The organism is Paenibacillus sp. NPDC056579 (assembly GCF_042793215.1).
Classification (GTDB): Bacteria; Bacillota; Bacilli; order Paenibacillales; family NBRC-103111; genus Paenibacillus_S.
Window position 1 is genome coordinate 85,876 of the sequence record NZ_JBHTVD010000017.1, and the last position, 20,634, is coordinate 106,509.

Annotated in this window: 16 protein-coding genes, 17 tRNA genes and 1 rRNA gene; 7 read left to right on the top strand and 27 right to left on the bottom strand. The window is 51.3% G+C overall.

What is annotated here, in order from left to right:
* Window positions 1-281 precede the first annotated feature (281 nt).
* The 4 genes from ACFQ88_RS36840 (at window position 282) to ACFQ88_RS36855 (ending at window position 9,131) form a co-directional block, all read left to right on the top strand.
* Entirely contained in the window at window positions 282-1,376 is a 1,095-nt protein-coding gene (locus tag ACFQ88_RS36840; protein ID WP_379462654.1) for an LCP family protein, read from the top strand.
* Window positions 1,377-1,605: 229 nt separating this feature from the next.
* On the top strand, window positions 1,606-2,403 hold the full coding sequence (locus ACFQ88_RS36845; protein WP_239630097.1) for a PhzF family phenazine biosynthesis protein: 798 nt from the start codon (window positions 1,606-1,608) through the stop codon (window positions 2,401-2,403).
* 53 nt (window positions 2,404-2,456) lie between these two features.
* Complete coding sequence (locus tag ACFQ88_RS36850; RefSeq protein WP_379462656.1) at window positions 2,457-3,800, top strand: glutamate-1-semialdehyde 2,1-aminomutase; 1,344 nt, start codon at window positions 2,457-2,459, stop codon at window positions 3,798-3,800.
* 780 nt (window positions 3,801-4,580) lie between these two features.
* On the top strand, window positions 4,581-9,131 hold the full coding sequence (locus ACFQ88_RS36855; protein ID WP_239630099.1) for a glutamate synthase-related protein: 4,551 nt from the start codon (window positions 4,581-4,583) through the stop codon (window positions 9,129-9,131).
* Window positions 9,132-9,301: 170 nt separating this feature from the next.
* On the opposite strand, the gene ACFQ88_RS36860 is transcribed toward ACFQ88_RS36855, so the two are convergent.
* The 9 genes from ACFQ88_RS36860 to bioB form a co-directional block, all read right to left on the bottom strand.
* Entirely contained in the window at window positions 9,302-9,769 is a 468-nt protein-coding gene (locus ACFQ88_RS36860) for a YiaA/YiaB family inner membrane protein (RefSeq protein ID WP_379462658.1), read from the bottom strand.
* Window positions 9,770-10,018: 249 nt separating this feature from the next.
* A complete protein-coding gene (locus tag ACFQ88_RS36865) occupies window positions 10,019-10,507 on the bottom strand; it encodes a hypothetical protein (RefSeq protein ID WP_379462660.1) in 489 nt (162 codons plus the stop codon).
* Window positions 10,508-10,623: 116 nt separating this feature from the next.
* Window positions 10,624-11,253, bottom strand: coding sequence for a nucleotidyltransferase family protein (locus ACFQ88_RS36870; protein ID WP_379462662.1), 630 nt, complete (start codon window positions 11,251-11,253; stop codon window positions 10,624-10,626).
* 41 nt (window positions 11,254-11,294) lie between these two features.
* Window positions 11,295-11,942, bottom strand: coding sequence for an adenylate kinase (locus ACFQ88_RS36875; protein WP_379462664.1), 648 nt, complete (start codon window positions 11,940-11,942; stop codon window positions 11,295-11,297).
* Between the two features lie 191 nt (window positions 11,943-12,133).
* Window positions 12,134-12,601 carry a GlcG/HbpS family heme-binding protein gene (locus ACFQ88_RS36880; RefSeq protein ID WP_379462666.1) on the bottom strand — a complete coding sequence of 156 codons (468 nt, stop codon included), beginning with the start codon at window positions 12,599-12,601 and terminating at the stop codon, window positions 12,134-12,136.
* A gap of 185 nt (window positions 12,602-12,786) precedes the next feature.
* Window positions 12,787-13,449 carry a bifunctional 2-keto-4-hydroxyglutarate aldolase/2-keto-3-deoxy-6-phosphogluconate aldolase gene (locus ACFQ88_RS36885; protein WP_239630105.1) on the bottom strand — a complete coding sequence of 221 codons (663 nt, stop codon included), beginning with the start codon at window positions 13,447-13,449 and terminating at the stop codon, window positions 12,787-12,789.
* 118 nt (window positions 13,450-13,567) lie between these two features.
* Window positions 13,568-14,542 (bottom strand): sugar kinase, encoded by a 975-nt coding sequence (locus tag ACFQ88_RS36890; protein WP_379462669.1) that lies wholly within the window; start codon window positions 14,540-14,542, stop codon window positions 13,568-13,570.
* Window positions 14,542-15,297 (bottom strand): 2-dehydro-3-deoxy-D-gluconate 5-dehydrogenase KduD, encoded by a 756-nt coding sequence (kduD, locus tag ACFQ88_RS36895; RefSeq protein WP_239630107.1) that lies wholly within the window; start codon window positions 15,295-15,297, stop codon window positions 14,542-14,544. The genes ACFQ88_RS36890 and kduD overlap by 1 nt, the downstream gene beginning before the upstream one ends.
* Window positions 15,298-15,474: 177 nt before the next feature.
* On the bottom strand, window positions 15,475-16,473 hold the full coding sequence (bioB, locus tag ACFQ88_RS36900) for a biotin synthase BioB (RefSeq protein WP_379462671.1): 999 nt from the start codon (window positions 16,471-16,473) through the stop codon (window positions 15,475-15,477).
* Window positions 16,474-17,085: 612 nt separating this feature from the next.
* Between bioB and ACFQ88_RS36905 the strand changes: the two genes are divergently transcribed.
* The 3 genes from ACFQ88_RS36905 to ACFQ88_RS36915 all read left to right on the top strand — a co-directional run bounded on the left by ACFQ88_RS36905 (window position 17,086) and on the right by ACFQ88_RS36915 (window position 18,671).
* A complete protein-coding gene (locus ACFQ88_RS36905) occupies window positions 17,086-17,487 on the top strand; it encodes an RNA polymerase subunit sigma (RefSeq protein WP_379462673.1) in 402 nt (133 codons plus the stop codon).
* Window positions 17,477-17,995 (top strand): hypothetical protein, encoded by a 519-nt coding sequence (locus ACFQ88_RS36910; RefSeq protein ID WP_379462675.1) that lies wholly within the window; start codon window positions 17,477-17,479, stop codon window positions 17,993-17,995. The genes ACFQ88_RS36905 and ACFQ88_RS36910 overlap by 11 nt, the downstream gene beginning before the upstream one ends.
* 406 nt (window positions 17,996-18,401) lie before the next feature.
* Window positions 18,402-18,671: a BhlA/UviB family holin-like peptide gene (locus tag ACFQ88_RS36915; RefSeq protein WP_239630110.1), complete on the top strand. Its 270-nt coding sequence runs from the start codon at window positions 18,402-18,404 to the stop codon at window positions 18,669-18,671.
* A 151-nt stretch (window positions 18,672-18,822) separates the two neighbouring features.
* Here the strand turns inward: ACFQ88_RS36915 and ACFQ88_RS36920 are convergent.
* The 18 genes from ACFQ88_RS36920 to rrf all read right to left on the bottom strand — a co-directional run bounded on the left by ACFQ88_RS36920 (window position 18,823) and on the right by rrf (window position 20,632).
* Window positions 18,823-18,896: transfer RNA gene (locus tag ACFQ88_RS36920), tRNA-Arg, on the bottom strand.
* 7 nt (window positions 18,897-18,903) lie between these two features.
* Window positions 18,904-18,977, bottom strand: a tRNA-Gly gene (locus tag ACFQ88_RS36925).
* 19 nt (window positions 18,978-18,996) lie between these two features.
* Window positions 18,997-19,073: transfer RNA gene (locus ACFQ88_RS36930), tRNA-Pro, on the bottom strand.
* Window positions 19,074-19,079: 6 nt separating this feature from the next.
* Window positions 19,080-19,162, bottom strand: a tRNA-Leu gene (locus ACFQ88_RS36935).
* 4 nt (window positions 19,163-19,166) lie between these two features.
* Window positions 19,167-19,241 (bottom strand) — tRNA-Gly (locus tag ACFQ88_RS36940).
* Between the two features lie 70 nt (window positions 19,242-19,311).
* Window positions 19,312-19,386 (bottom strand) — tRNA-Gly (locus tag ACFQ88_RS36945).
* Window positions 19,387-19,394: 8 nt separating this feature from the next.
* Window positions 19,395-19,474: transfer RNA gene (locus tag ACFQ88_RS36950), tRNA-Leu, on the bottom strand.
* 15 nt (window positions 19,475-19,489) lie between these two features.
* Window positions 19,490-19,565, bottom strand: a tRNA-Lys gene (locus ACFQ88_RS36955).
* Between the two features lie 5 nt (window positions 19,566-19,570).
* Window positions 19,571-19,645: transfer RNA gene (locus tag ACFQ88_RS36960), tRNA-Gln, on the bottom strand.
* A gap of 10 nt (window positions 19,646-19,655) precedes the next feature.
* Window positions 19,656-19,731: transfer RNA gene (locus ACFQ88_RS36965), tRNA-His, on the bottom strand.
* A 20-nt stretch (window positions 19,732-19,751) separates the two neighbouring features.
* Window positions 19,752-19,827 (bottom strand) — tRNA-Thr (locus ACFQ88_RS36970).
* A gap of 68 nt (window positions 19,828-19,895) precedes the next feature.
* Window positions 19,896-19,972, bottom strand: a tRNA-Asp gene (locus ACFQ88_RS36975).
* Between the two features lie 15 nt (window positions 19,973-19,987).
* A tRNA-Met gene (locus ACFQ88_RS36980) sits at window positions 19,988-20,064 on the bottom strand.
* A 13-nt stretch (window positions 20,065-20,077) separates the two neighbouring features.
* Window positions 20,078-20,153, bottom strand: a tRNA-Val gene (locus tag ACFQ88_RS36985).
* A 16-nt stretch (window positions 20,154-20,169) separates the two neighbouring features.
* Window positions 20,170-20,244, bottom strand: a tRNA-Glu gene (locus tag ACFQ88_RS36990).
* 14 nt (window positions 20,245-20,258) lie between these two features.
* Window positions 20,259-20,350: transfer RNA gene (locus tag ACFQ88_RS36995), tRNA-Ser, on the bottom strand.
* A 55-nt stretch (window positions 20,351-20,405) separates the two neighbouring features.
* Window positions 20,406-20,481, bottom strand: a tRNA-Asn gene (locus ACFQ88_RS37000).
* Window positions 20,482-20,515: 34 nt separating this feature from the next.
* Window positions 20,516-20,632, bottom strand: a 5S ribosomal RNA gene (rrf, locus tag ACFQ88_RS37005).
* Between the last annotated feature and the right edge of the window lie 2 nt (window positions 20,633-20,634).

A 20,634-nucleotide genomic window follows, 5' to 3' on the forward strand; every position in this document is an offset into this window, starting at 1 on the left:
CTTGCTATCAAGAAACGGAACAATTTATAATGGAATCAACTCTTTTTCGATACATCCCGTGAAAAGGCAACACGAAAAGGTCTTCACTTCGCACAAGGCTGCTGTGAAGCTTACCGCATCTATATGAACGAAGAACATCCGGGGCATTCGAAACTAGAACTACTCTTTCCTATATACACCATGCATGTTCCTTCAGCATTTTCAAACCCTATGTACGTTATGATACACGAACCGATTGCAAAGGGAAAGCGACTGACAAACTAAGGAAAGGATTTGTTCTTATGGTCAGAAAAATAAAGTGGATCTTCCTGACGGCATTGTTTCTGCTTTTGGTAGCAGTCGGCTATTATACATATGCCTTTTTACATTTTGCCAACAACATTCAGGCCAAGCCGGACAACACCAAGCTGTTCAGCGGGATCACGGCCCAGAATACGACGAAAGTATCCGAAACGTACACTCCGCCCAAATGGGAAGGCAAGCAGCGCGTCAACGTGCTTCTGCTCGGAGGCGATTCCAGAGGCTTGAAGAAAAATGAAATCCCGCGATCCGATACGTTAATGGTCGCCTCCATCGATCCCATAACGAAAAAAGCGTACTTGTTCTCCATTCTGCGCGATACGTATGTGAAAATTCCGGGGTATGGCGATGACCGGATCAACTCGGCTCTGGCGCTGGGCGGCCCAAATCTGGCTATGAGAACGGTCGGCGATTTGCTGGGTATTCCTATCCAATATTATGTGTATACCGACTTTAAAGGCTTCATCGCCCTGGTGGACGCCATTGACGGCATCGACATCGAGGTGGAAAAGGATATGAAATATTCCGATTCCGAGGACGGCCACGAATACGACATTAATTTGAAAAAAGGGATGCAGCATCTTAACGGGAAAACCGCGCTGCAATACGTTCGCTTCCGCCATGACGCCCTGAGCGATTTCGCCCGGACCGAGCGGCAGCGCAAGTTCATTCAGGCGGTAGCGGAAAAAATGCAGTCTACTTCGTCCCTGATCAAGCTGCCGAGAATACTGAACAGCGTCGATCCGTATATCGAGACGAATTTGACGACGACCGATATGCTTAAGCTTGGCTCTCTCGGTTATGAAGCCAAGGCTTCGGGTATGGTGAGCGAACAAATTCCTCCTTCCGAGCTGTTAATCGAGAAACGCGTCGGCGGCGCCGATGTCTTGTCGGTGAACCGCGATAAGCTGCAGTCTTATATCAAAGCTTTGTTCGAAGACCGCGATCCGTCATTGAGCCCTAACCAAGTACCGGCAACCAAAGATAATGGCAAGGGCGGCACGAACAACAGCAAAACAACGAACGGCTCAGCCGTTTTATCCAGTACGCCAAAGACCGGATCCATGCATAATTAAGCAAATGAGCCGTAAATAGACGGTATAACCGGATTGACAGGAACCAGAGGGGCATCCGCTTCCGGTTCCTTTTTTATCGTTCCGATTACGCGGTCGGCCGTCAGGTTTTCAGAAAACGGAAAGTTACCTATAATGTAAGGATAGGTTGAAATGTCGGCAGGCAGATTGGAACTCTCAAGCTTGAAGCATACAGCAGCATACACACGATTATGCAAAGGAGATGTTCGGAATGATTCCCATTTATACAGTCGATGCGTTCACCTCTACACCTTTCTCCGGAAATCCCGCGGCCGTTTGCATTTTGCAGGAATTTCCTCAGGACGATGCCTGGCTGTTGAAGATCGCCGCCGAAATGAATTTGTCGGAGACGGCTTTTTTATGTCCGATGGACAGCGTCGGCAATTATCGGCTCCGCTGGTTCACACCGGAAGCTGAAGTCGATTTGTGCGGACATGCCACATTGGCCAGCGCCCAAGTATTGTGGGAAAGCGGAACGGCGTACAGAATCGAGCAGCTTCGCTTTCATACGAAGAGCGGTCTGTTAACCGCCAAACGTCTGGATGACGGCATTGAGCTGAACTTCCCGATGGAGGAGGTCGTCCCCTGTGAGTCTTCTCCCCTGCTGGAGCAAGCGATCGGCTTCAAGCCGTCGGCCGTCTACAGCAACCGGATGGACTACCTGATCGAGGTGGAGAATGAACAAGCGGTTCGGGAATTGAAGATCGATTTCCGGCTGTTGAAGGAACTGCCGATGCGCGGCTTGCTTGTAACGAGCCGTGCCGACGATCCGGAGCTCGATTTTGTATCGCGCTGCTTCTTCCCCGCTCTTGGAATCGACGAGGATCCGGTAACGGGCTCGGCCCACTGTGCGCTGGCTCCCTATTGGAAAGAACGGCTTGGCAAAAGCCAGTTCACCGCAAAGCAGCTTTCCGCGAGAACCGGCTTGCTCCGACTGCGTGTCAGCAATGAACGCGTGTTGATACAAGGCAATGCAGTCATTGTCGTCAAAGGGTTACTGCTTCATTAATAATACATGTTCATCCGTTTATTTCACTATGTTAACTATAAAGGAGCTTTTTCATGACCACCCCCATCATTCCATCGAACGCGAAGCCGCGTTCGGAATCCTTATATAAGGAAGCGCTGCAGCATATCGTCGGCGGCGTTAACAGCCCTTCCCGATCGTTCAAGGCGGTAGGCGGCGGCGCTCCCGTATTCATGAAGCGCGGACAAGGCGCATACTTCTGGGACGAGGACGGCAACCGCTACATCGATTATTTGGCGGCATACGGTCCCATCATTCTCGGACATGCTCATCCTCATGTTACGGCGGCCATCGTGCGCGCAGCCGAGAACGGCACGCTGTACGGAACGCCTACCGAGCTTGAAATCGAGTTCGCCCGCATGATCAAGGCGGCCATTCCGTCGCTCGATAAAGTCCGCTTCGTCAATTCCGGTACGGAAGCGGTCATGACGACGATTCGCGTAGCCCGCGCTTATACGGGCCGCAACAAAATCATCAAGTTCGCCGGCTGCTACCACGGCCACTCGGATCTGGTGCTCGTCGCCGCGGGCTCCGGCCCGTCGACGTTGGGTATCCCCGACAGCGCCGGCATTCCGATGAGCATCGCGAATGAGGTCATCACGGTGCCGTTCAACAACGCCGAGGCGCTGCATGCGGCGCTCGAGCGCTGGGGCGACGACGTCGCAGCGGTGATGGTCGAGCCCATCGTCGGCAACTTCGGCATGGTCATGCCGAAGCCGGGCTTCCTCGAGGCGCTGTGCGCCGCCGCGAGAACCAACGGCTCCCTCGTCATTTACGACGAGGTGATTACCGCGTTCCGCTTCCATTACGGAGCGGCGCAAACGTTCGATGGCCTGGAGGCTCCTAGCCTCGGGGCCATCGAGCCGGACCTGACGGCCCTGGGCAAAATTATCGGCGGCGGACTGCCGATCGGGGCTTACGGGGGCCGTAAGGAAATCATGGAGCAGGTAGCGCCCCTGGGCCCGGCTTATCAAGCCGGGACGATGGCGGGCAACCCTGCTTCCATCTCGGCAGGCATTGCATGCCTGCAGGCACTGCAGGAGCCGGGCGTCTACGACCGGCTCGACAAGCTGGCCGCCAGCCTGGTCGGCGGCCTGGACGCCGCAGCGCGCAAGCACGGGATTGCGCTGACGATCAACCGCATCCGCGGCGCGCTGTCGACCCACTTCTGCGATCATCCGGTGACCGATTACGACGAAGCGCAGGATACGGACGGCGAGCAGTTCGCCCGCTTCTTCCGGCTGATGCTCGAGCAGGGCATTTGCCTCGCTCCATCGAAGTACGAGGCTTGGTTTATGACGACCGCGCATACCGAAGACGATATCGCCGTTACGATAGAAGCGGCGGAACGCGCCTTCGCCGTCATGGCGGGCCGATAAGAGGGCCGCGAAGGCTCCGGCGCAAATAGATGGACTGCAGCATACAATGGCTGCAGTCCTTTTGTTAATTGGCCGACTCCGTCCGGCGGAGCGGAAAATCTTGTCTTTTTCTCCTGCCGGAGGCTTCAGCCTTAATGCTTTCCGCTTTGTAACTTTATTCTTTTATCGTTTTAAGTTTAACGGGCTTAAACCCCGAGGCGATATAGGTTTTTCCCCGTTTACTACGTAAATTGCCCTCTGTTTTCTTGGGATTTCTGCTCCTACCTTCTGTTTTTCACTCTTTTTGCTTTTTCAAAAGACGAACTATTAACCATTAGGTATATAGATTTGTTCGTTTTTAGCCAAACGACACGTTTCGTTCACATTTTCCCTTTATTCACCAGTTATGCAAAATAGATAGCGCTTACATCCAACGATTCCCCGTAATGTTCTATTGTGCATCCATCAATTTCGTGATATTCTATTAATACTTTATTTTTCATTAAAATCGGCTTATTTATAAGGTTTTCACCATGTAATTCGTTTTGTTTTGCGCCTAATTCACGAACGCGGCAGCCGTTTTTTTAGGGAAGGATTCTAGTAAAAATGGTCCGCAGAGCTAACGCCAAAAGACAGCGATTTCTGATTATGCAGAGAAAATGAATAATTATTCATTTCACAGGAAGAGTTAACTGGGTCCCCTTCCTTGCCATATCGGAACATGAACAAACCTTGCTCGATGACGATTTAGTACCCGCATACTCTTAATGGGAGGTGACGGTCAGCCTGCTGACCACAAGAATGAATGAAGTAATGCGTAATGAAGGCCGTTTTCAGAATTTGTTAGGTACCGAGCACGATAGCTGCGGTATCATTTGTATCGTGGAGAAGGACGGATTCCCATCCCGCGATAATATTCAGAAAACGATTGATGCCCTTGTCAAAATGGAACATCGTTCGGGATTTATTAACGGCGAAGGCGACGGCTGCGGTATTTTGACCGACATTCCGAGAGCGCTTTGGGAGAAAAAGCTTTCCGAAGCAGGCCTTGACGGCAAACTCGCTTACGATCCGCGTTTCTCCGTAGCTCACATCTTTGTTCCTCGCAAGCTGGACATTTCCGTAGCCGATATGCAAAAAGGCATCCGCGAGATGTTCGCGCAATTCGAAGTTTCTATTATATTGGAACAAGAGAATCAGGTTGACAGCAGCGTCTTGGGAGAGAACGGACGCAATGACGAGCCAACCTTCTGGCAAATCGCCGCTATCTGCGACAAACAGGAAGCTGTAGTTGCAGACCACCTCTTCGAGCTGCATGTTGCTATCGAAAGCCGATACACCGTTCACGTCGCCACATTGAGCAATGTCACCGCCGCTTACAAAGTGATGGGCGCAGCCAGCATTCTTCCTAAGTACTACAACGATACACGCGATCCTCTCTTTGCGGCACAAGTTACTATCGGTCACAACCGTTACTCCACTAACACTCAGTCCAGCTTTTTCCGTGTGCAGCCTTTCTCTTTGCTAGGCCACAACGGCGAAATCAACACCGTCAAAAAAATGCGTCTCGAAGCGGACATGGTCGGCGTTCAGCTCGTTGAGAGCGGAAGCGACTCCCAGGACATGAACCGCACAATCGAAACCTTCATTCACCGATTCGGCATCAGCTTATTTGAAGCGATGGAAGTCGTGTTCCCTCCTATTATTAATGAAATGAAACAGTTCCGTCCAGAATTGCAGGACTTGTATGTATACTATCGTCAAATTTGGGGCCATTACGCTCAAGGTCCTGCAGGGATCGTATCCCGTTACGGCAACGAATGTATTTTCAGCGTCGATGCTCTCGGTCTTCGTCCGGTTTGGATGGTAGAAAGCGAAACTTCGCTGTACTTCTCCTCCGAGCAAGGCGTAATTACCGTAGATGAAATGGTAGCTGATCCGAAACCTATCGCCCCAGGCGAGAAAATCGGCGTTATCTTGACTCCTGGCGAGCATGTGCAAGTAATTCCATACTCCGGAGTTCAGAACCTGGTGTATGATCGCGCAAGCAAACGCGTTAACTTCCAAGGATTGCGCAAGCACTTGAAGGATGAATTCCCTGCAGTGGAAGCGGCAGCTCAAGAAGACATTACCGCTACGGATGCTCTGTACAGTGCATTCGGATGGGACCGCGAAGGCATCCAAATGATCGAAACGATGTCGGAAACAGGCGCTGAGCCGATTCGCTCCCTCGGTCATGACGGACCGCATGCATGTATTAACTGGGAACGTCAAAACATTCCAGACTTCATCAAAGAAAGCGTAGCTGTCGTAACGAACCCTGCGATCGACCGTGACCGTGAAATGGAGCACTTCTCCACTCGCGTTGTCGTAGGTCCTCGTCCTGTCGTTTACGGCCAGCCGGATCAACGTTTGCGCGTTGAATTGCTGACTCCGCTTGTGCTTGAAGGCAGCAACGGGATAGACTCCCTGGCTGAGCTGGGTCAACCTAGCTTTGAGCAGCTGCGTGCTTTGTTCTCGGCTCAAGGCGCTAATGCCGTAACGACATTGTCGCTTACGTTCGCACGCGGCACTTCCTTGAAGGACGCGCTCGAGCAATTGGCTTCCGATGCCGTTGCCGCTGTGAAGAACGGCACCGTATTGCTTATTCTTGACGATGCCGCAGTCAATCAGGAAGAGCGCTTGTTCATGGATCCGCATTTGGCGGTATCCAAAGTCGACATCGCTCTGCGTGCAGAGAAGCTGTCCGTCGGCGACAACCTGCGCCGTCAAACGACCGTCGTGCTTCGTACCGCTGCGATCCGCAACCTGCATGATATTGCCGTTGCATGCGGACTTGGCGTCGATATCGTATCTCCATACCTGCTGTTTGCTACGGCTGCCGACAAAAACGGCGCTCCTGCAGCACGCAAAGTATATGCAGCCTTGTCCAAAGGCTTGGAAAAAGTTATTTCCACTATCGGTACTCACGAGCTGCGCGGCTACACCCGCTTCTTCTCGTCGATCGGCTTGAAGCCGGAAGTATCCGATGTTCTCGATATCGTTAACTACCTCGGCAGTGACAATGCCGGTACGGGATTTGCCGAGCTGGAAAAGGATGCCGAAGCCCGTTATGCGGACTTTGCCAATCCGAAAGCCAAAGCGGCGCGCAACTTCCACTTCTTCCAACGGATGTGGAAAGCTTTGGGCGAGGCTGCCGCAGGAACCGCTCCTTACAGCGATTACCGCGACAAGCTTCGCGAAGAAGAGAAGCGCAATCCGATTTCGATCCGTCACGTTGCCGACTTCAACTACGAATTGGCGCAGAAGGAAGGCCGCAAGCCTCTCGATCCGTCCCAAGTCGATATCGGTATCGGCGGTCACGATTTGCCAATGCTGATCTCCTCCATGTCGTTCGGTTCCCAGAACGAAACCGCGTTCCGCGCTTATGCGGAAGCCGGTGAGCGTCTGAACATGGTTACCATGAACGGTGAAGGCGGAGAGATCAAAGATATGCTCGGCCGTTACAAAAGAACTCGCGGCGCGCAAGTAGCGTCCGGACGTTTCGGTATTAACGTAGAGCTGGCTAACGCCGTTGCTTTCCTTGAAATCAAGATCGGTCAAGGGGCTAAACCAGGCGAAGGCGGTCACTTGCCAGGCTCCAAGGTTACAGCCAAAATCGCGGCTGCCCGTAACGCAACGATCGGTTCCGACCTGATCTCGCCATCCAACAACCACGATATTTACTCTATCGAGGACTTGGCGCAAATCATCTCCGAGCTGAAAGAAGCAAGCGGACGCAAAGCGAAGATCAATGTTAAAGTTCCTGTCGTTCCGGGTATCGGTACGATTGCAGTCGGTGTTGCCAAAGCGGGTGCGGATGTGATTACATTGTCCGGCTTCGACGGCGGTACGGGTGCTGCGCGTATTCACTCCCTAACTCACGTTGGTTTGCCTACCGAGATCGGTACCAAGCTGGCTCACGTAGCTCTGATTGAAGCAGGCCTTCGCCATAAAGTCGAGCTTTGGTCCGACGGCGGCTTGAAGTCCGGTGCAGACGTAGTCAAAATGATGATGCTCGGCGCTAACCGCTGCGGCTTCGGAAGTATTTCCATGCAGGCTATCGGCTGTACTACATGCCGTGGTTGCCACCTGGATACTTGCCACGTCGGTATCGCAACGCAAATCGATTCGATGGAAGAAGCCGAAGAAAAAGGTCTTCGCCGTTTCGTACCTCGTGTATTCGATTTGGCTGTTGATTCCCTTGTTCGCCTGTACGGCGGCATGGGTCAAGAAATTCGCGAAATCGTCGCTCAGCTTGGCTTCTCCAGCGCACAAGAGCTTGTCGGCCGTTCCGACCTGCTGCAGCAGGTAAGCTGCCTGGATAAAATCGACTTGTCCGACATTTTGCGTCCGGCTCCGCTTTCCTTCGCTGCCGCTCACGAAGCTCAGCTGGAAGCAGCCGCTACGGTATCCTCCGATATCCGTATCGCTGCAGGTGCCGAAGGTCAGGAGTTCTTCCCGGATTCCTTGTCGTTCGACGCTCCGATCAACCGCAGATGGTCCAAAGTAGATGCGGAATCCCGTATTCTGGGAAGCCGTTATGCCAGCCATCGCGTAAGAGACCGTTTCGACGGAAGCTACGACGAGCTGCCTCCAGTATCGCTTACATTGACCGACGGTTCCGTACCGGGTAACGGTCTGGGTGCATTCAACGCACGCGGCGTTGACATCACCGTACACGGCGGTGCCGAAGACGGTGTAGGTAAAATGGCATTCGGCGGTAAAGTAGCGATCCTGAAATCTCAAGGCTCCCACGGCCAATTTATCAACGGTTCCGTTGGTAAATCGTTCGGCTACGGCGCGCAAAAAGGCTTGTTCCTGATCCAAGGCAACGCAGATACTCGTGCCTGCATCCGTTTCTCCGGCGCAGACGTAGTATTCGGCGGAGAGATCACTTCTCCGTTGGAGGATCACCTCGGCGGTCTGGCTAGCCGCGCTAACCTGAAAGGCTTCGCGTTCGAATACATGACCAACGGTCGCGCTGTAGTTCTCGGCGATCCGGGTCCATGGATTTGCGCAGGTATGACAGGCGGCGTAATCTACCAGCGTCTGAACCCTGAGATGGGTATGGACGAAGCAGCTATCGAACGCCGTATCGCTAAAGGCGCGAAAGTGAAAATCGAGAAAATCGGCCCGCAAAGCCTGAAAGACTTGAACGAGCTGCTCGGCGCTTACCATCAAGAATTGGCGGCTTCCGGTCAAACCGAAGCTGCGGATAAAGTGGCGCACTTGCTTGCTAATCTCGAAACCAGCTTCGTACGTATCGCTCCAGTTAACCTGCAAGCCGATCAATCGGTAGCTACGGAGTAATTCTTCAAATTACAGCACTAACACATCCCATCAGAACTTTGCGGTTCTGGTGGGATTTTTTTTACCACAATAGAATTTATAAAATTCCGAGGTCATGGGGATGCAAATCTTATTTGGCGATAAAAATGCCTGCCGTTGAACCGGAATCGATTCGCGGCAGGCGCCTTTTTTTAACCGTTGAGGTTCTGGTTCTGGTTCTCCATAATCTCCTTGTCTTCAGCGTTATCCCTGGTCACTTTTTGCACCCCGATGGAGCTGTAGGAGATCAGCAGCATAACGGCGATGTAGTAGCCTTTTACATTTAGCTCGAACGGCGCGTTGAATAGACCGATGAAAAACATGCCGAAGCCGATGATCAATCCTGCTAGCGCCAGCCCTGTAAAAGCCGGAGTGTTGCGGTAACGATGCTTCGGATTTTCATTTTTGAGCTCCCGGTCCTCCGCGTTGTCCCTTATTACCTTTTGGGTCACAATACTTGTGATGAGGATCAGGAACATGCACAGCAGGTAGTAGCCTTTCACATTCAGTTCCCACTCAGCATTGTAAATACCGATGCAGTACAACAAGATTCCAGCGGCAAGAGCAAAATAAGAAGCTGCTGTAAAAGCGGGGGTATTACGTCTTTGATATTTTGGCATGGGGAGCCCTCCTCTTTTGGTTACGAGCGACTAGTATGCAGATGGTAAGTTCACTACGGCAGGTTGGTTATTATTTACATTTATAGTAACTCACCGAGCATTATGTGAAAAGGCTTATTTTCATCTAGTACCTGCTCCTAAATGGATGCTTCGGTCCAAGTCGACGCGATGGAACCTGGAAACCTGGAAGGTGTTTTTGCTAGTTAAGCTCGTACTTCCCCATACAAAAAAGCCGGACCGATGTCCGACTTACTTCCTACTTCTACGTTTGATCGCGTAGATACCTGCACAGGCAACCACTAATGCACCGGACACTATCGCTATAAGCGCCTGCTGCCAGTAGCTCCTTCGGGAAGCCAAAGATATACTCTCGCCTAGTGCCTGCTCGTCGAATCCTGCGGCCAATCCCGTATTTCCGCACAGCTTCGGCTGCATCCTGCCTTCACTCGTAACGGCAAAAACAATATACTCCTCACCCTTGGTAAACTCGGTCCAATAATTTTGATATAACATGGTCGTTTCGCTGACCTCGCCTTTCCATACTTTGCTTACGGCGAAAGTCAGCCTATCTTTAGTTTCGGAGACCAGCCTGCCCTTGAATACCATGTCGGAGTACCCCAGCTCCTCAATCGGCTTTCTTGGCGGAGCACATGATAAAGCCCACGCAGACGGCACGAAGAAGGCGTACAACCCGAATAATAAGATCATGGCGAGCACGAGAGCCGCCGTTTTTTTCATTGAACCCCCTCCTGACCTCGGTGAATGGCCAATACCATTTCACTATTTATCGACGAGGCTGCGCGCCTGGAAGTTGCAGGAAGGGACAGGAGTCTCATCTTGATTTTAAGCTGCTATCATTCCTTGAAACCGTCAATCTCCGAGTAAAACCATTGCAAATGATCTTTTGACAGCGCCTTTTCGATCAGCTCCTGGCTGTAGCCTGATTGGCCCAAAGCCTCCATAATCGAGTGGATACGATCCGTCCTTTTCCTTCTTAGATTGGATTCCAGCTGGATTTCCAGAGGAACCACAGCAACCGTGCAGGGTCCTGCATTCACGTTTTTGTAAAGGCTCCATATGAATTGCCCGCCTTCCCATATCCCGTCGCCCTGGAGCGAATCAGGAATCCCGGCCGAATTGGAAATATGTACTGCTTCGACCTGGAATCCGTCGATGTTCCATCGTCCCTTTGTCCAGGAGAAGCCGGAATCGAACGTTTGGGTGAAGGTGGGCTCCTCCGCCGACGACAGCCAACGGTCTCCGTGCGGCTCCACGCTTTTCGTTTCAAGCGCATAGGGCTGCAACAGCTCCGCGAACTCCTTTATCCCTTCCCGATGCCTTGTATAAATATCCAGGTCTCCCGGCGTCATATTGCAGCCTTGCAGGACGGACCCGACGGAGCCTACCAGGATCCATTCGATTCGTGATTTCGATTGTGCATAACGCTCGCATACGATAGTTAATGCATGCTTCCAATCCGACATACTTTCACCTCGCCTTAAGAAGTATGGCTGTCCTGCTCGTTCTAGTCCCTCTGCAGCAGCTCCGCAATGTCTTCCGACAGTTCATGGATCTCCTTGGAGCCTGAAACCGTGCGAAGAACGGATTTACTGTCATAATATTCAACAAGCCGGTCCGTAAGCCTCCGATTCACCTTCAATCTCTCTTTCACAGTCTCTTCCGAATCATCCGCACGCTGAATCAGCTTGGCGCTGCAGTAGTCGCATTGACCATCTATTTGCGGCGGATGGTTCATCAGATGAAATGTTTTACCGCAAGCCGGACAAACTCTTCTTCCTATCAAACGTTCCAGCAAAAGAGCTTCATCCGTTTCAATATAGATGACATGGTCTATCATTTTATTTCGAGCAGCAGCATATTGATTCAGAGCCTCGGCTTGCGCCAAATTGCGCGGAAACCCGTCCAGCAAAAAGCCCTGGCTGCAATCATCCTGATCCAATCGCTCCAACGCGATGCCTATGGTTATCTCGTCGGGCACCAACTCCCCTTTGGCAGTATACTGTCGGGCCACTAAACCTAGCTCCGTGCCGTCCTGATCTGCTTTTCTGAATAAGCTTCCTGTAGAGATATGAGGAATGTTCTGTTTATTGGAAATGAACTCGGACTGCGTTCCTTTTCCGGATCCAGGTAGTCCAAGCAAAATGATGTTCATATACGCCCCTCCGCTCTTCTATTTATTTGTAATAAAAGTATAGTTTACCATGTGAAATTAGCCAATCCTTTTTGGTGATTTTTCCCCTTTTAATAAAGAAAAAAAGCTGCCCGGATGAGCAGCTTCGCATTTTTTCATATGGTTGAATGTACTCCTTCTTTCAGGTAATGCTCCCTCCGAAGTGCGGTCTGCTAGCACAGGGAATTAACGGAACCAATTCGAACGGGAGCCCCCTGCTGGTGCTCGGTCCAGCGCATGCTCTCGAATGCTTGAACGGCTGCAGCAGCCACCTCGATATCTTGAGCGCTTGTTCCGCCGCTTACCCCAATTCCTCCAACCAGCACGCCGCCTCTCATCAGAGGGATGCCTCCCCCCAAAATAACGACTCTGCCATGATTAGTCGTATTAATACCGAAGGATGGCCCTCCTGCCTGCGCATTTTGCGCGAGGTTAGCCGTCGGCATTCTCATGGCGACACTCGTCCACGCTTTGTCCTGGGAAATACCGATACCCGCTATTCGGGCATTGTCCATGCGGTAGAAAGCGACCAGGTTTCCTCCATCATCCACGATAGCGATGTCACTGGCAAGACCAAGCTCCCTGGCCTTGCGTTCGGCAGTTTGAAGCAAAAATTTAGCTAATTCCAGCGTCATTTTCATTTCTCATATTCACTCCATAGGTTGTAGTCTATGCAGTATATGGTCAATGGCCTGAATGGGTGACTTCCCGCTATAGGCAGCCTGATTGCTAGTGCTAAGAAAACCGTAGTCATAAGGCATGAAAAAAAGGCCGCCGGCCCCTTGCGGGACCAGTGACCTTTGTGTCTTGTTCTTCAACGTTTCGCTTATTGCTTGGCAGCGCGATAAGCTTCGATATATTGCGCGGCTTTTTTCGCTACCAGGCTGTAATTGCGCTCTTTGACGGCTTCGGTCGTCAAATCGGAGCCGATGCCTACCGCAACCGCGCCCGCCTTGATCCACTCCGCCAGGTTGCTCAAAGATACGCCGCCGGTCGGCATAATGTTCGCCTGCGGCAAAGGACCTTTGATCGCCTTGATCGTCGCAGGCGAGTACAGGTTGCCCGGGAACAGCTTGACGATATCCACTCCGAGCTCCAGCGCATGCTGGATCTCCTGGATCGTCATGACCCCGGGCATTACAGGCACACGGTACCGGTTGCACAGCGTTACCGTAGCCGGGTTCAATGCGGGTCCTACGACGAACTCGGACCCGCTAAGGATCGCAGCTCGCGCTGTCTCCGGATCCAATACCGTGCCTACGCCGATAATGGCGTATTTGGATGGATCCTGCGTCGAGCTGGAATATTTCTTCGCAAGCGTCTCGATCGCTTGCAAAGCGAACGGCACGGTCATCGTCACCTCGATGACCTTGATGCCTCCCTCGATGGCCTGCTCGGCCATCTCGACGACTTCCTCCGGCGTCTCGCCGCGGAGTACCGCTACGACGCCTTCGTTGCTGATTTGCTGCAGCAGCTTCAACTTTTTCATATGGTTGTCTCCATTCCTTCCGCATCTGCATCTAGGGATTGTACCACCGGCTTGCGATTTCTCCGCCGGCGGCAGATTCCTATTGATTCACCTGAGAGCTGTCGGCTCTCTGTTTATATTAACGCTCTACGTGTTTTACGTTGTTAAGGACCGCTTCTACCTGTTCCCAGGTAGGGATGCCTTCCCAATCGCCTTCCATTTGCACGACCATGCAGCCGATCAGATTGCCGAGACGCACCGCTTCCGTATGGCTGTAGCCTTTCAGCAGCCCTACGATGAAGCCGGCGCAGAAGCCGTCTCCTGCGCCCACCGTATCCACGACCTGCTCGGCCTTGAAGTACGGCACTGCGCTTACTTGGCCCTGCTCGACGACATACGTCTCGTCGTCTCCGCCTTTGACGATGCTGACCGCGTTAAGCTCGCTCAAGCGTTGAACGATTTCGTCGAAGCTCTCCGTTTGGTACAGCAGCTTCAGCTCGTCCAGTCCAGGAAGGAAGTAATCCGCTTCCTTCGCCATGTCTAGCAGCACTTCGCGCGCTTCCTCGATGGACCACAGCTTCAATCGCAAATTCGGGTCGAAGCATACCTTCACCCCGTTTTTGCGCGCAAGCCGCATGGCTTCCTTGGCTGCCGCACGGCAGGACTCGCTGAGCGCCGGCGTAATGCCGGTAACATGCAAATATTTAGCCTGCTTAATATATTCTTCATCAAGATGCTCAGGCTTCAGCGTGCTTGCTGCGGAGTTTTTGCGGTAGTAGTATACCGACGTCTTACCCGATACGACTTCGCGAAGCATGAGGCCCGTAGGAGCCTCTGTAGTCAGCTCAACGCGGGATACGTCGACCCCTTCGCCGCGGATTTTTTTCAGAATCATCCGTCCAAACGGGTCTTTCCCCAAGCGGCTGAACCAGCCTACACGATGGCCGAGACGAGCTACGCCGATCGCCACGTTGCTCTCCGCTCCGCCGAACAGTCCTTGAAATTGCGAGGAATATTCGATTCCCTTCGTACCGGCTGGCATCATTAACGCCATCGTTTCTCCGAATGTAATGATTTCGGGCTGAAACATTTGAGTAGATCCGTTAGCCGCCATTATCGGTTCATCCATCCGCCGTCAACGCACAGCACGTGACCGTTCATGTAGTCGGAAGCTGAAGAAGCGAGGAATACGGAAGGACCTTGCAAATCTTCCGGCGTGCCCCAACGTCCTGCAGGAATACGAACCGTAATTTGCGCGTTGCGCTCTTGGTCCGCGCGCAATGCCGACGTGTTGTCCGTAGCCATGTAGCCCGGAGCGATCGCGTTAACTTGAATGCCTTTGCTTGCCCATTCGTTGGACAGAGCTTTGGTAAGACCGGCAATCGCATGCTTGGAAGCCGTGTATCCAGGAACGTTGATCCCGCCTTGGAAGCTCAGCATCGACGCGATGTTGATAATTTTGCCGGAGCCTTGCTTGATCATTTCGCGGCCCACCAATTGGCTTAAGAAGAACACCGCGTTCAAGTTCAGGTTAATGACGTCATGCCAGTCTTGAGCAGCGTGCTCTGCAGCCGGAGTGCGGCGGATAATCCCAGCATTGTTTACCAAAATATCGATTTTGCCAAACGCGGACAACGCTTCGTTAACTACGCGCGGCAATTCGTTTTCATCAGACAAATTCGCGACGACCGTATGGACTTTACGTCCCAGGGCTTCGATTTTTTCCTGTGTCTCTCTGTTGCGGTCATTGCTCGTTACTACCACGATATCAGCACCTGCTTGCGCCAAACCCAAAGAGATTCCGCCACCAAGACCTACGGCACCGCCCGTAACGATAGCTACTTTACCGGTCAAATCAAACAAACTCATCTCTACACCTCATTTAAGTGTTTTATATAACAACACAACCCCAGCACCTGAGGTTGTCCACCCTTATATTATAAGGGAAGTACCCCCAATGTGCCAGAGCAGGCCTGAAAAATTCACAACAATTACTGAAAATTGTCCCTATTCTGTCAGGTTTTCAACGAGTCGCAGCCTGCATGTCTATAACGCGCAAAGCTCGATCTCGAAGCCCAAATCCTCGATCATCCGGTGATCTTCCGCCGCCTCCTGACCTGCCGTTGTCAAATAATCTCCTACAAACACCGAATTGGCCGCATATAACGCCAACGGCTGCAAAGATCGAAGATTGAGCTCGCGGCCCCCCGCCACACGAATTTCTTTGGCTGGATTGATGAACCTCATTAACGCCAGCACCTTCAAGCATTTGCGCGGATTCAGCTCCCTTCTGTTTTCCAGCGGAGTGCCCGGAATAGGGTTGAGGAAGTTAACCGGAATCGAATCGGCATCCAGCCCGCGAAGCGCAAAGGCCGTTTGAACGATCTCCTCGTCCGTCTCCCCCATTCCTATAATACAGCCGGAGCAGGGCGACATGCCGGACGCTTTGGCGCGGTTCACTGTGTCTACTCTATCTTCATATGTATGTGTCGTCGTAATAGCCGGGAAATGCTGCTTGCTTGTATTCAGATTGTGATTGTAGCGGTCGACTCCCGCCTCCTTGAGCCGTACTGCCTGCTCCTCTGTTAAAATCCCCAGACATGCGCAAATTTTCATAGGCATCGTCGCCTTAATTTCCTTCACCGCTTCGATAACCTGATCGAGTTCTTTGCCCGTTGGCCCTCTTCCGCTGGCCACTATACAGTAAGTACCCACCTTCAGCTCCATCGCCCTGCGTGCCCCGTCTACGAGCGTCTTTTGGTCAAGCAGCGGATATTTGTCTATCGGCGCATTGGATATGATGGATTGCGAGCAATAGCCGCAGTCTTCGGGACAGAGCCCGCTTTTGGCGTTGACAATTAGGTTTAACTTGACCTTATTGCCGTAATAATAACTTCTTACCTTATATGCGGCATGCAAAATAGGCAAAAGCTCTTCATCGCCGGCTTTCAGCACCGACAAGCTTTCTTCCTCCGTCAGCCCATCACCTCGAAGCGCTTTTTCCGCCAGCTTATTCCAATTCGTTAGTGTTGGTATTTTCAGCATAATATTACCCTCCCGTTGGTGTTCGTATTCGGTCTGTCTCATTTCCAAGCGTGGACAGTGACTCTACTATTTTTGAACATCTTATTTCAATTGTCAACTTAATTATATGACATATGGTTAACAATTAGTTCGGGTGCGTTCCAACCTGATCCCTTTTAACAAGACAATACGAACATACATACGAACATTATAGGCACCTCTATCAAGGATAAAGATTATGCTGCTAGGCAAATAAATCTTCTTAAAGGTCTTCAGAAAAATTTTCCAAATTCGGAGATATCCTAAGAAAACTAAAGAATGACAAAGTTTGAGTAAAGACAAACGGCTATTCTTCCGTCATTTTTGAACGTAGATTCGAAGATTTCCTTCTTGCAATCATAGCTGGAAGAGATTAGAATTATACGCGAACGGATACGAACATTTGTTCTTATTTTGTGCTCCCCACCGACAACTAAGAAAATACTTTTCGTCTGCCAAACCATGTGAAAGGGGTTGTTTCTTTGCCGCAGCAGCCTTATGGTGCCCGCCACTCCCATCCGACAAAGGAGCTTTGGTCCGCTGACAACCTCAATGGTTATTAACTCTTAATTTAACTTGGAGGTGCTAATTTATATGAGAAAAATGAAACTGGATATAAGCAGCAAACGACGCCGTTTCACACCTAACGCCTATTGCCTTGATGCCAAAGGGATTGCCCGCCTTCTTCGGGACGGCCATCATATTCGATCCCGCACCTATTACGCCGGGGATTATGCGGGTGTCGATATTTTAACGGATTTGACGATTGCTATGGAATCGGCTTCTCTTACGACCAGGCAGGCTGAATCGATTCATTGGGTGTATATTCACGACGTCACGCTGGATACAGCCGGTATGCGAATGGGCATTACGAAGCAAGCCGTTCAAGATGCCGTCGCTACCGCCACGAGAAAAATAGCCGCTGTGTTTAAGCAGTGGCACGACGTTGAAACGGATGCTAAAGGGCAAAAGGAAGGTGAGCCTATTGGATCATAATGAGCATGACGAGCTGGATCATAAAATAACCGGAATCATCCGGCGTAATATCGCTAACCGTACTTTACGTATAAAGGTCATATTCTCACTCATCGAAACCTACCTGCATTCCGCCGGTAAGCTGCCCGCCTCCTCCCAACTGGAGCGTTTGGCCGATTATTTATTACAGGAAGAGCTGAAGGACCCCAATCCATATAAAATCGCTCATAACGATCAGCCGTTTTTGAGTGCATGGCAATACGATATGAGGCAGCGAAGAGAGACTTCGCTTAAAATTGCCGAAGAAATCGGCTCCGACGGCTACCGCCATGCGGCTCCCAAACGGCGCAAGCTCTCCCGCAAAGAAATGATATTCCTCGACGAACAGGCCAAAAGCCGCAATGCAGCACGAGCCCTACAATATGCAAAGGATACCGCACCAGGACCGGTTATAACGTATTATTTGCGGGATACCGGAGGGCTGATGAGCGAATCCTTCCTCTCATGTACCATACGAAAAAAAGAATAGAATAACTCCTTTACTTTCGTATCTCCTCAAGCCTATACGTTATGAAAGAGCAGAACAATAAACAGACAGGCTCCATACCGAGGCTGGGGAGATTGCTCTTCGTCCACTCATACAATATTGCCTAAGTTTCAGCATCTTTCCTTAATTTTGTAGCCTGTCGGACTTTGTCTGTCAGAAGTGCATTATGAGGAGGTGACGCGATGTGTTTAATGTTATCGATGTTGATGACTTTTATCGATGCTTTTGAGGCGGCTGTAGGTACTGTTGCGGCTATTGTGGCGGCTGATGGTGTTGGAGTTGTTACTGAAGCAGGTGGCTGAGGGTCAGTTTCGTAGCTAGAAGAAAAACGCTGAGCTGCCGAGGAATGTGATTTCATCTCATAAATGACAAGGAGTTGATCATAGTTATGTTACCTACAACAACAATGGATTATTTTGCTTTTTATGGTCCTTTCGCCGTCCTGTTTGTAGCTTTGTTCTATTGGACATTGCGTACTTATACGCATCGCGAAGAGCTTCACCGCAAGGAAATGGATAAGCTCCGAGCAGAATTGGAGGAACAATCAAGGTATCATTATGAGGTTTTAACCAAGTTTAGCGAGAAGTACGACTCTGTCATTTTAGAAATACGAGATATTCGAACCCAGCTCGAATGGAAGCGCGGGAAGTCGCTTTAACTACCATCCTCATTCTATTAAAGCCCTCCTATGGATTTTATCTCCGAGGGCTTAGTACTAGCCTGCTTATTGCGGCACGATGGCTATTACACAAACGGGACAACAAAAAAACCACCCTCATACGAAGGTGGTGATCTGTTCTACGTAAAAGCGTCCCAGGAGGGACTCGAACCCCCGACAACTCGCTTAGAAGGCGAGTGCTCTATCCAGCTGAGCTACTGAGACATAAATATGGAGCGGGTGATGGGAATCGAACCCACGCTACCAGCTTGGAAGGCTGGAGTTCTACCATTGAACTACACCCGCTCACTACTATAAAATAACATGGTCGGGACGACACGATTTGAACATGCGACCCCCTGGTCCCAAACCAGGTGCTCTACCAAGCTGAGCTACGTCCCGAAGATATGGTGCCGGTAGAGGGACTTGAACCCCCACGGTTTCCCTCACGATTTTGAGTCGCGCGCGTCTGCCAATTCCGCCATACCGGCTTTCTGGAGCGGAAGACGGGAATCGAACCCGCGACCCTCGCCTTGGCAAGGCGATGCTCTACCGCTGAGCCACTTCCGCACATTTCAGAAAGAACAAGAACTATTATACAAAAAAATACCTATAAAAGCAAGAACTTTTTTATAGATAATGGAGCGGAAGACGGGAATCGAACCCGCGACCCTCGCCTTGGCAAGGCGATGCTCTACCGCTGAGCCACTTCCGCATAAAACATGCGCGTAGAGGGACTTGAACCCCCACGGTCGCCCGCTAGATCCTAAGTCTAGTGCGTCTGCCAATTCCGCCATACGCGCGCTTTAAGAAAAACATGGTGAGCCATGTAGGACTCGAACCTACGACACCCTGATTAAAAGTCAGGTGCTCTACCAACTGAGCTAATGGCTCTTACATGGCTGGGGATCTAGGATTCGAACCTAGGCATGACGGAGTCAAAGTCCGTTGCCTTACCGCTTGGCTAATCCCCAATAAAAAAGATGGGGCGATCGATGGGACTTGAACCCACGAATGCTGGAGCCACAGACCAGTGCGTTAACCCCTTCGCCACGACCGCCATATGAAAATATCAAAACCTGGTGCCGTCGAGAGGACTTGAACCCCCAACCTACTGATTACGATTCAGTTGCTCTACCGATTGAGCTACGGCGGCATGATAAGTAAAGCTGCCGATGTCACACTCTTCGATTCACTCTAAATCAGATACACCTTGAAGCAAAATGGCGGAGCCGACGGGATTCGAACCCGCGGTCTCCTGCGTGACAGGCAGGCATGTTAGGCCTCTACACCACGGCTCCACACTAAAAGAAAATTGGTTGCGGGGGCAGGATTTGAACCTGCGGCCTTCGGGTTATGAGCCCGACGAGCTACCGGGCTGCTCCACCCCGCGTCGTTGTACTATATGGTGGAGGCTGACGGGATCGAACCGCCGACCCTCTGCTTGTAAGGCAGATGCTCTCCCAGCTGAGCTAAGCCTCCATATGTATAGGAATAATGGTGACCCGTAGGGGATTCGAACCCCTGTTACCTCCGTGAAAGGGAGGTGTCTTAACCCCTTGACCAACGGGCCTTGCATAAAATTAATGGCGGAGAGAGAGGGATTCGAACCCTCGAGACGCTTGTGACGCCTACACGATTTCCAATCGTGCTCCTTCGGCCAACTCGGACACCTCTCCATTGTGAATCAAATGAAAAAGGAATTATCATTCCTTGACTGTTAAGTTGGAGATGTGGCTCCCCGAACAGGACTCGAACCTGTGACAACTCGATTAACAGTCGAGTGCTCTACCAACTGAGCTATCAGGGAACGTTACAATTCACTGATGTTAAATCTGGTTACCGCTTGGCGACGTTCTACTCTCCCGGGACCCTTCGGTCCAAGTACCATCGACGCTGGAAGGCTTAACGGTCGTGTTCGGTATGGGTACGCGTGGTTCCCTTCCGCCATCATCACCAAACG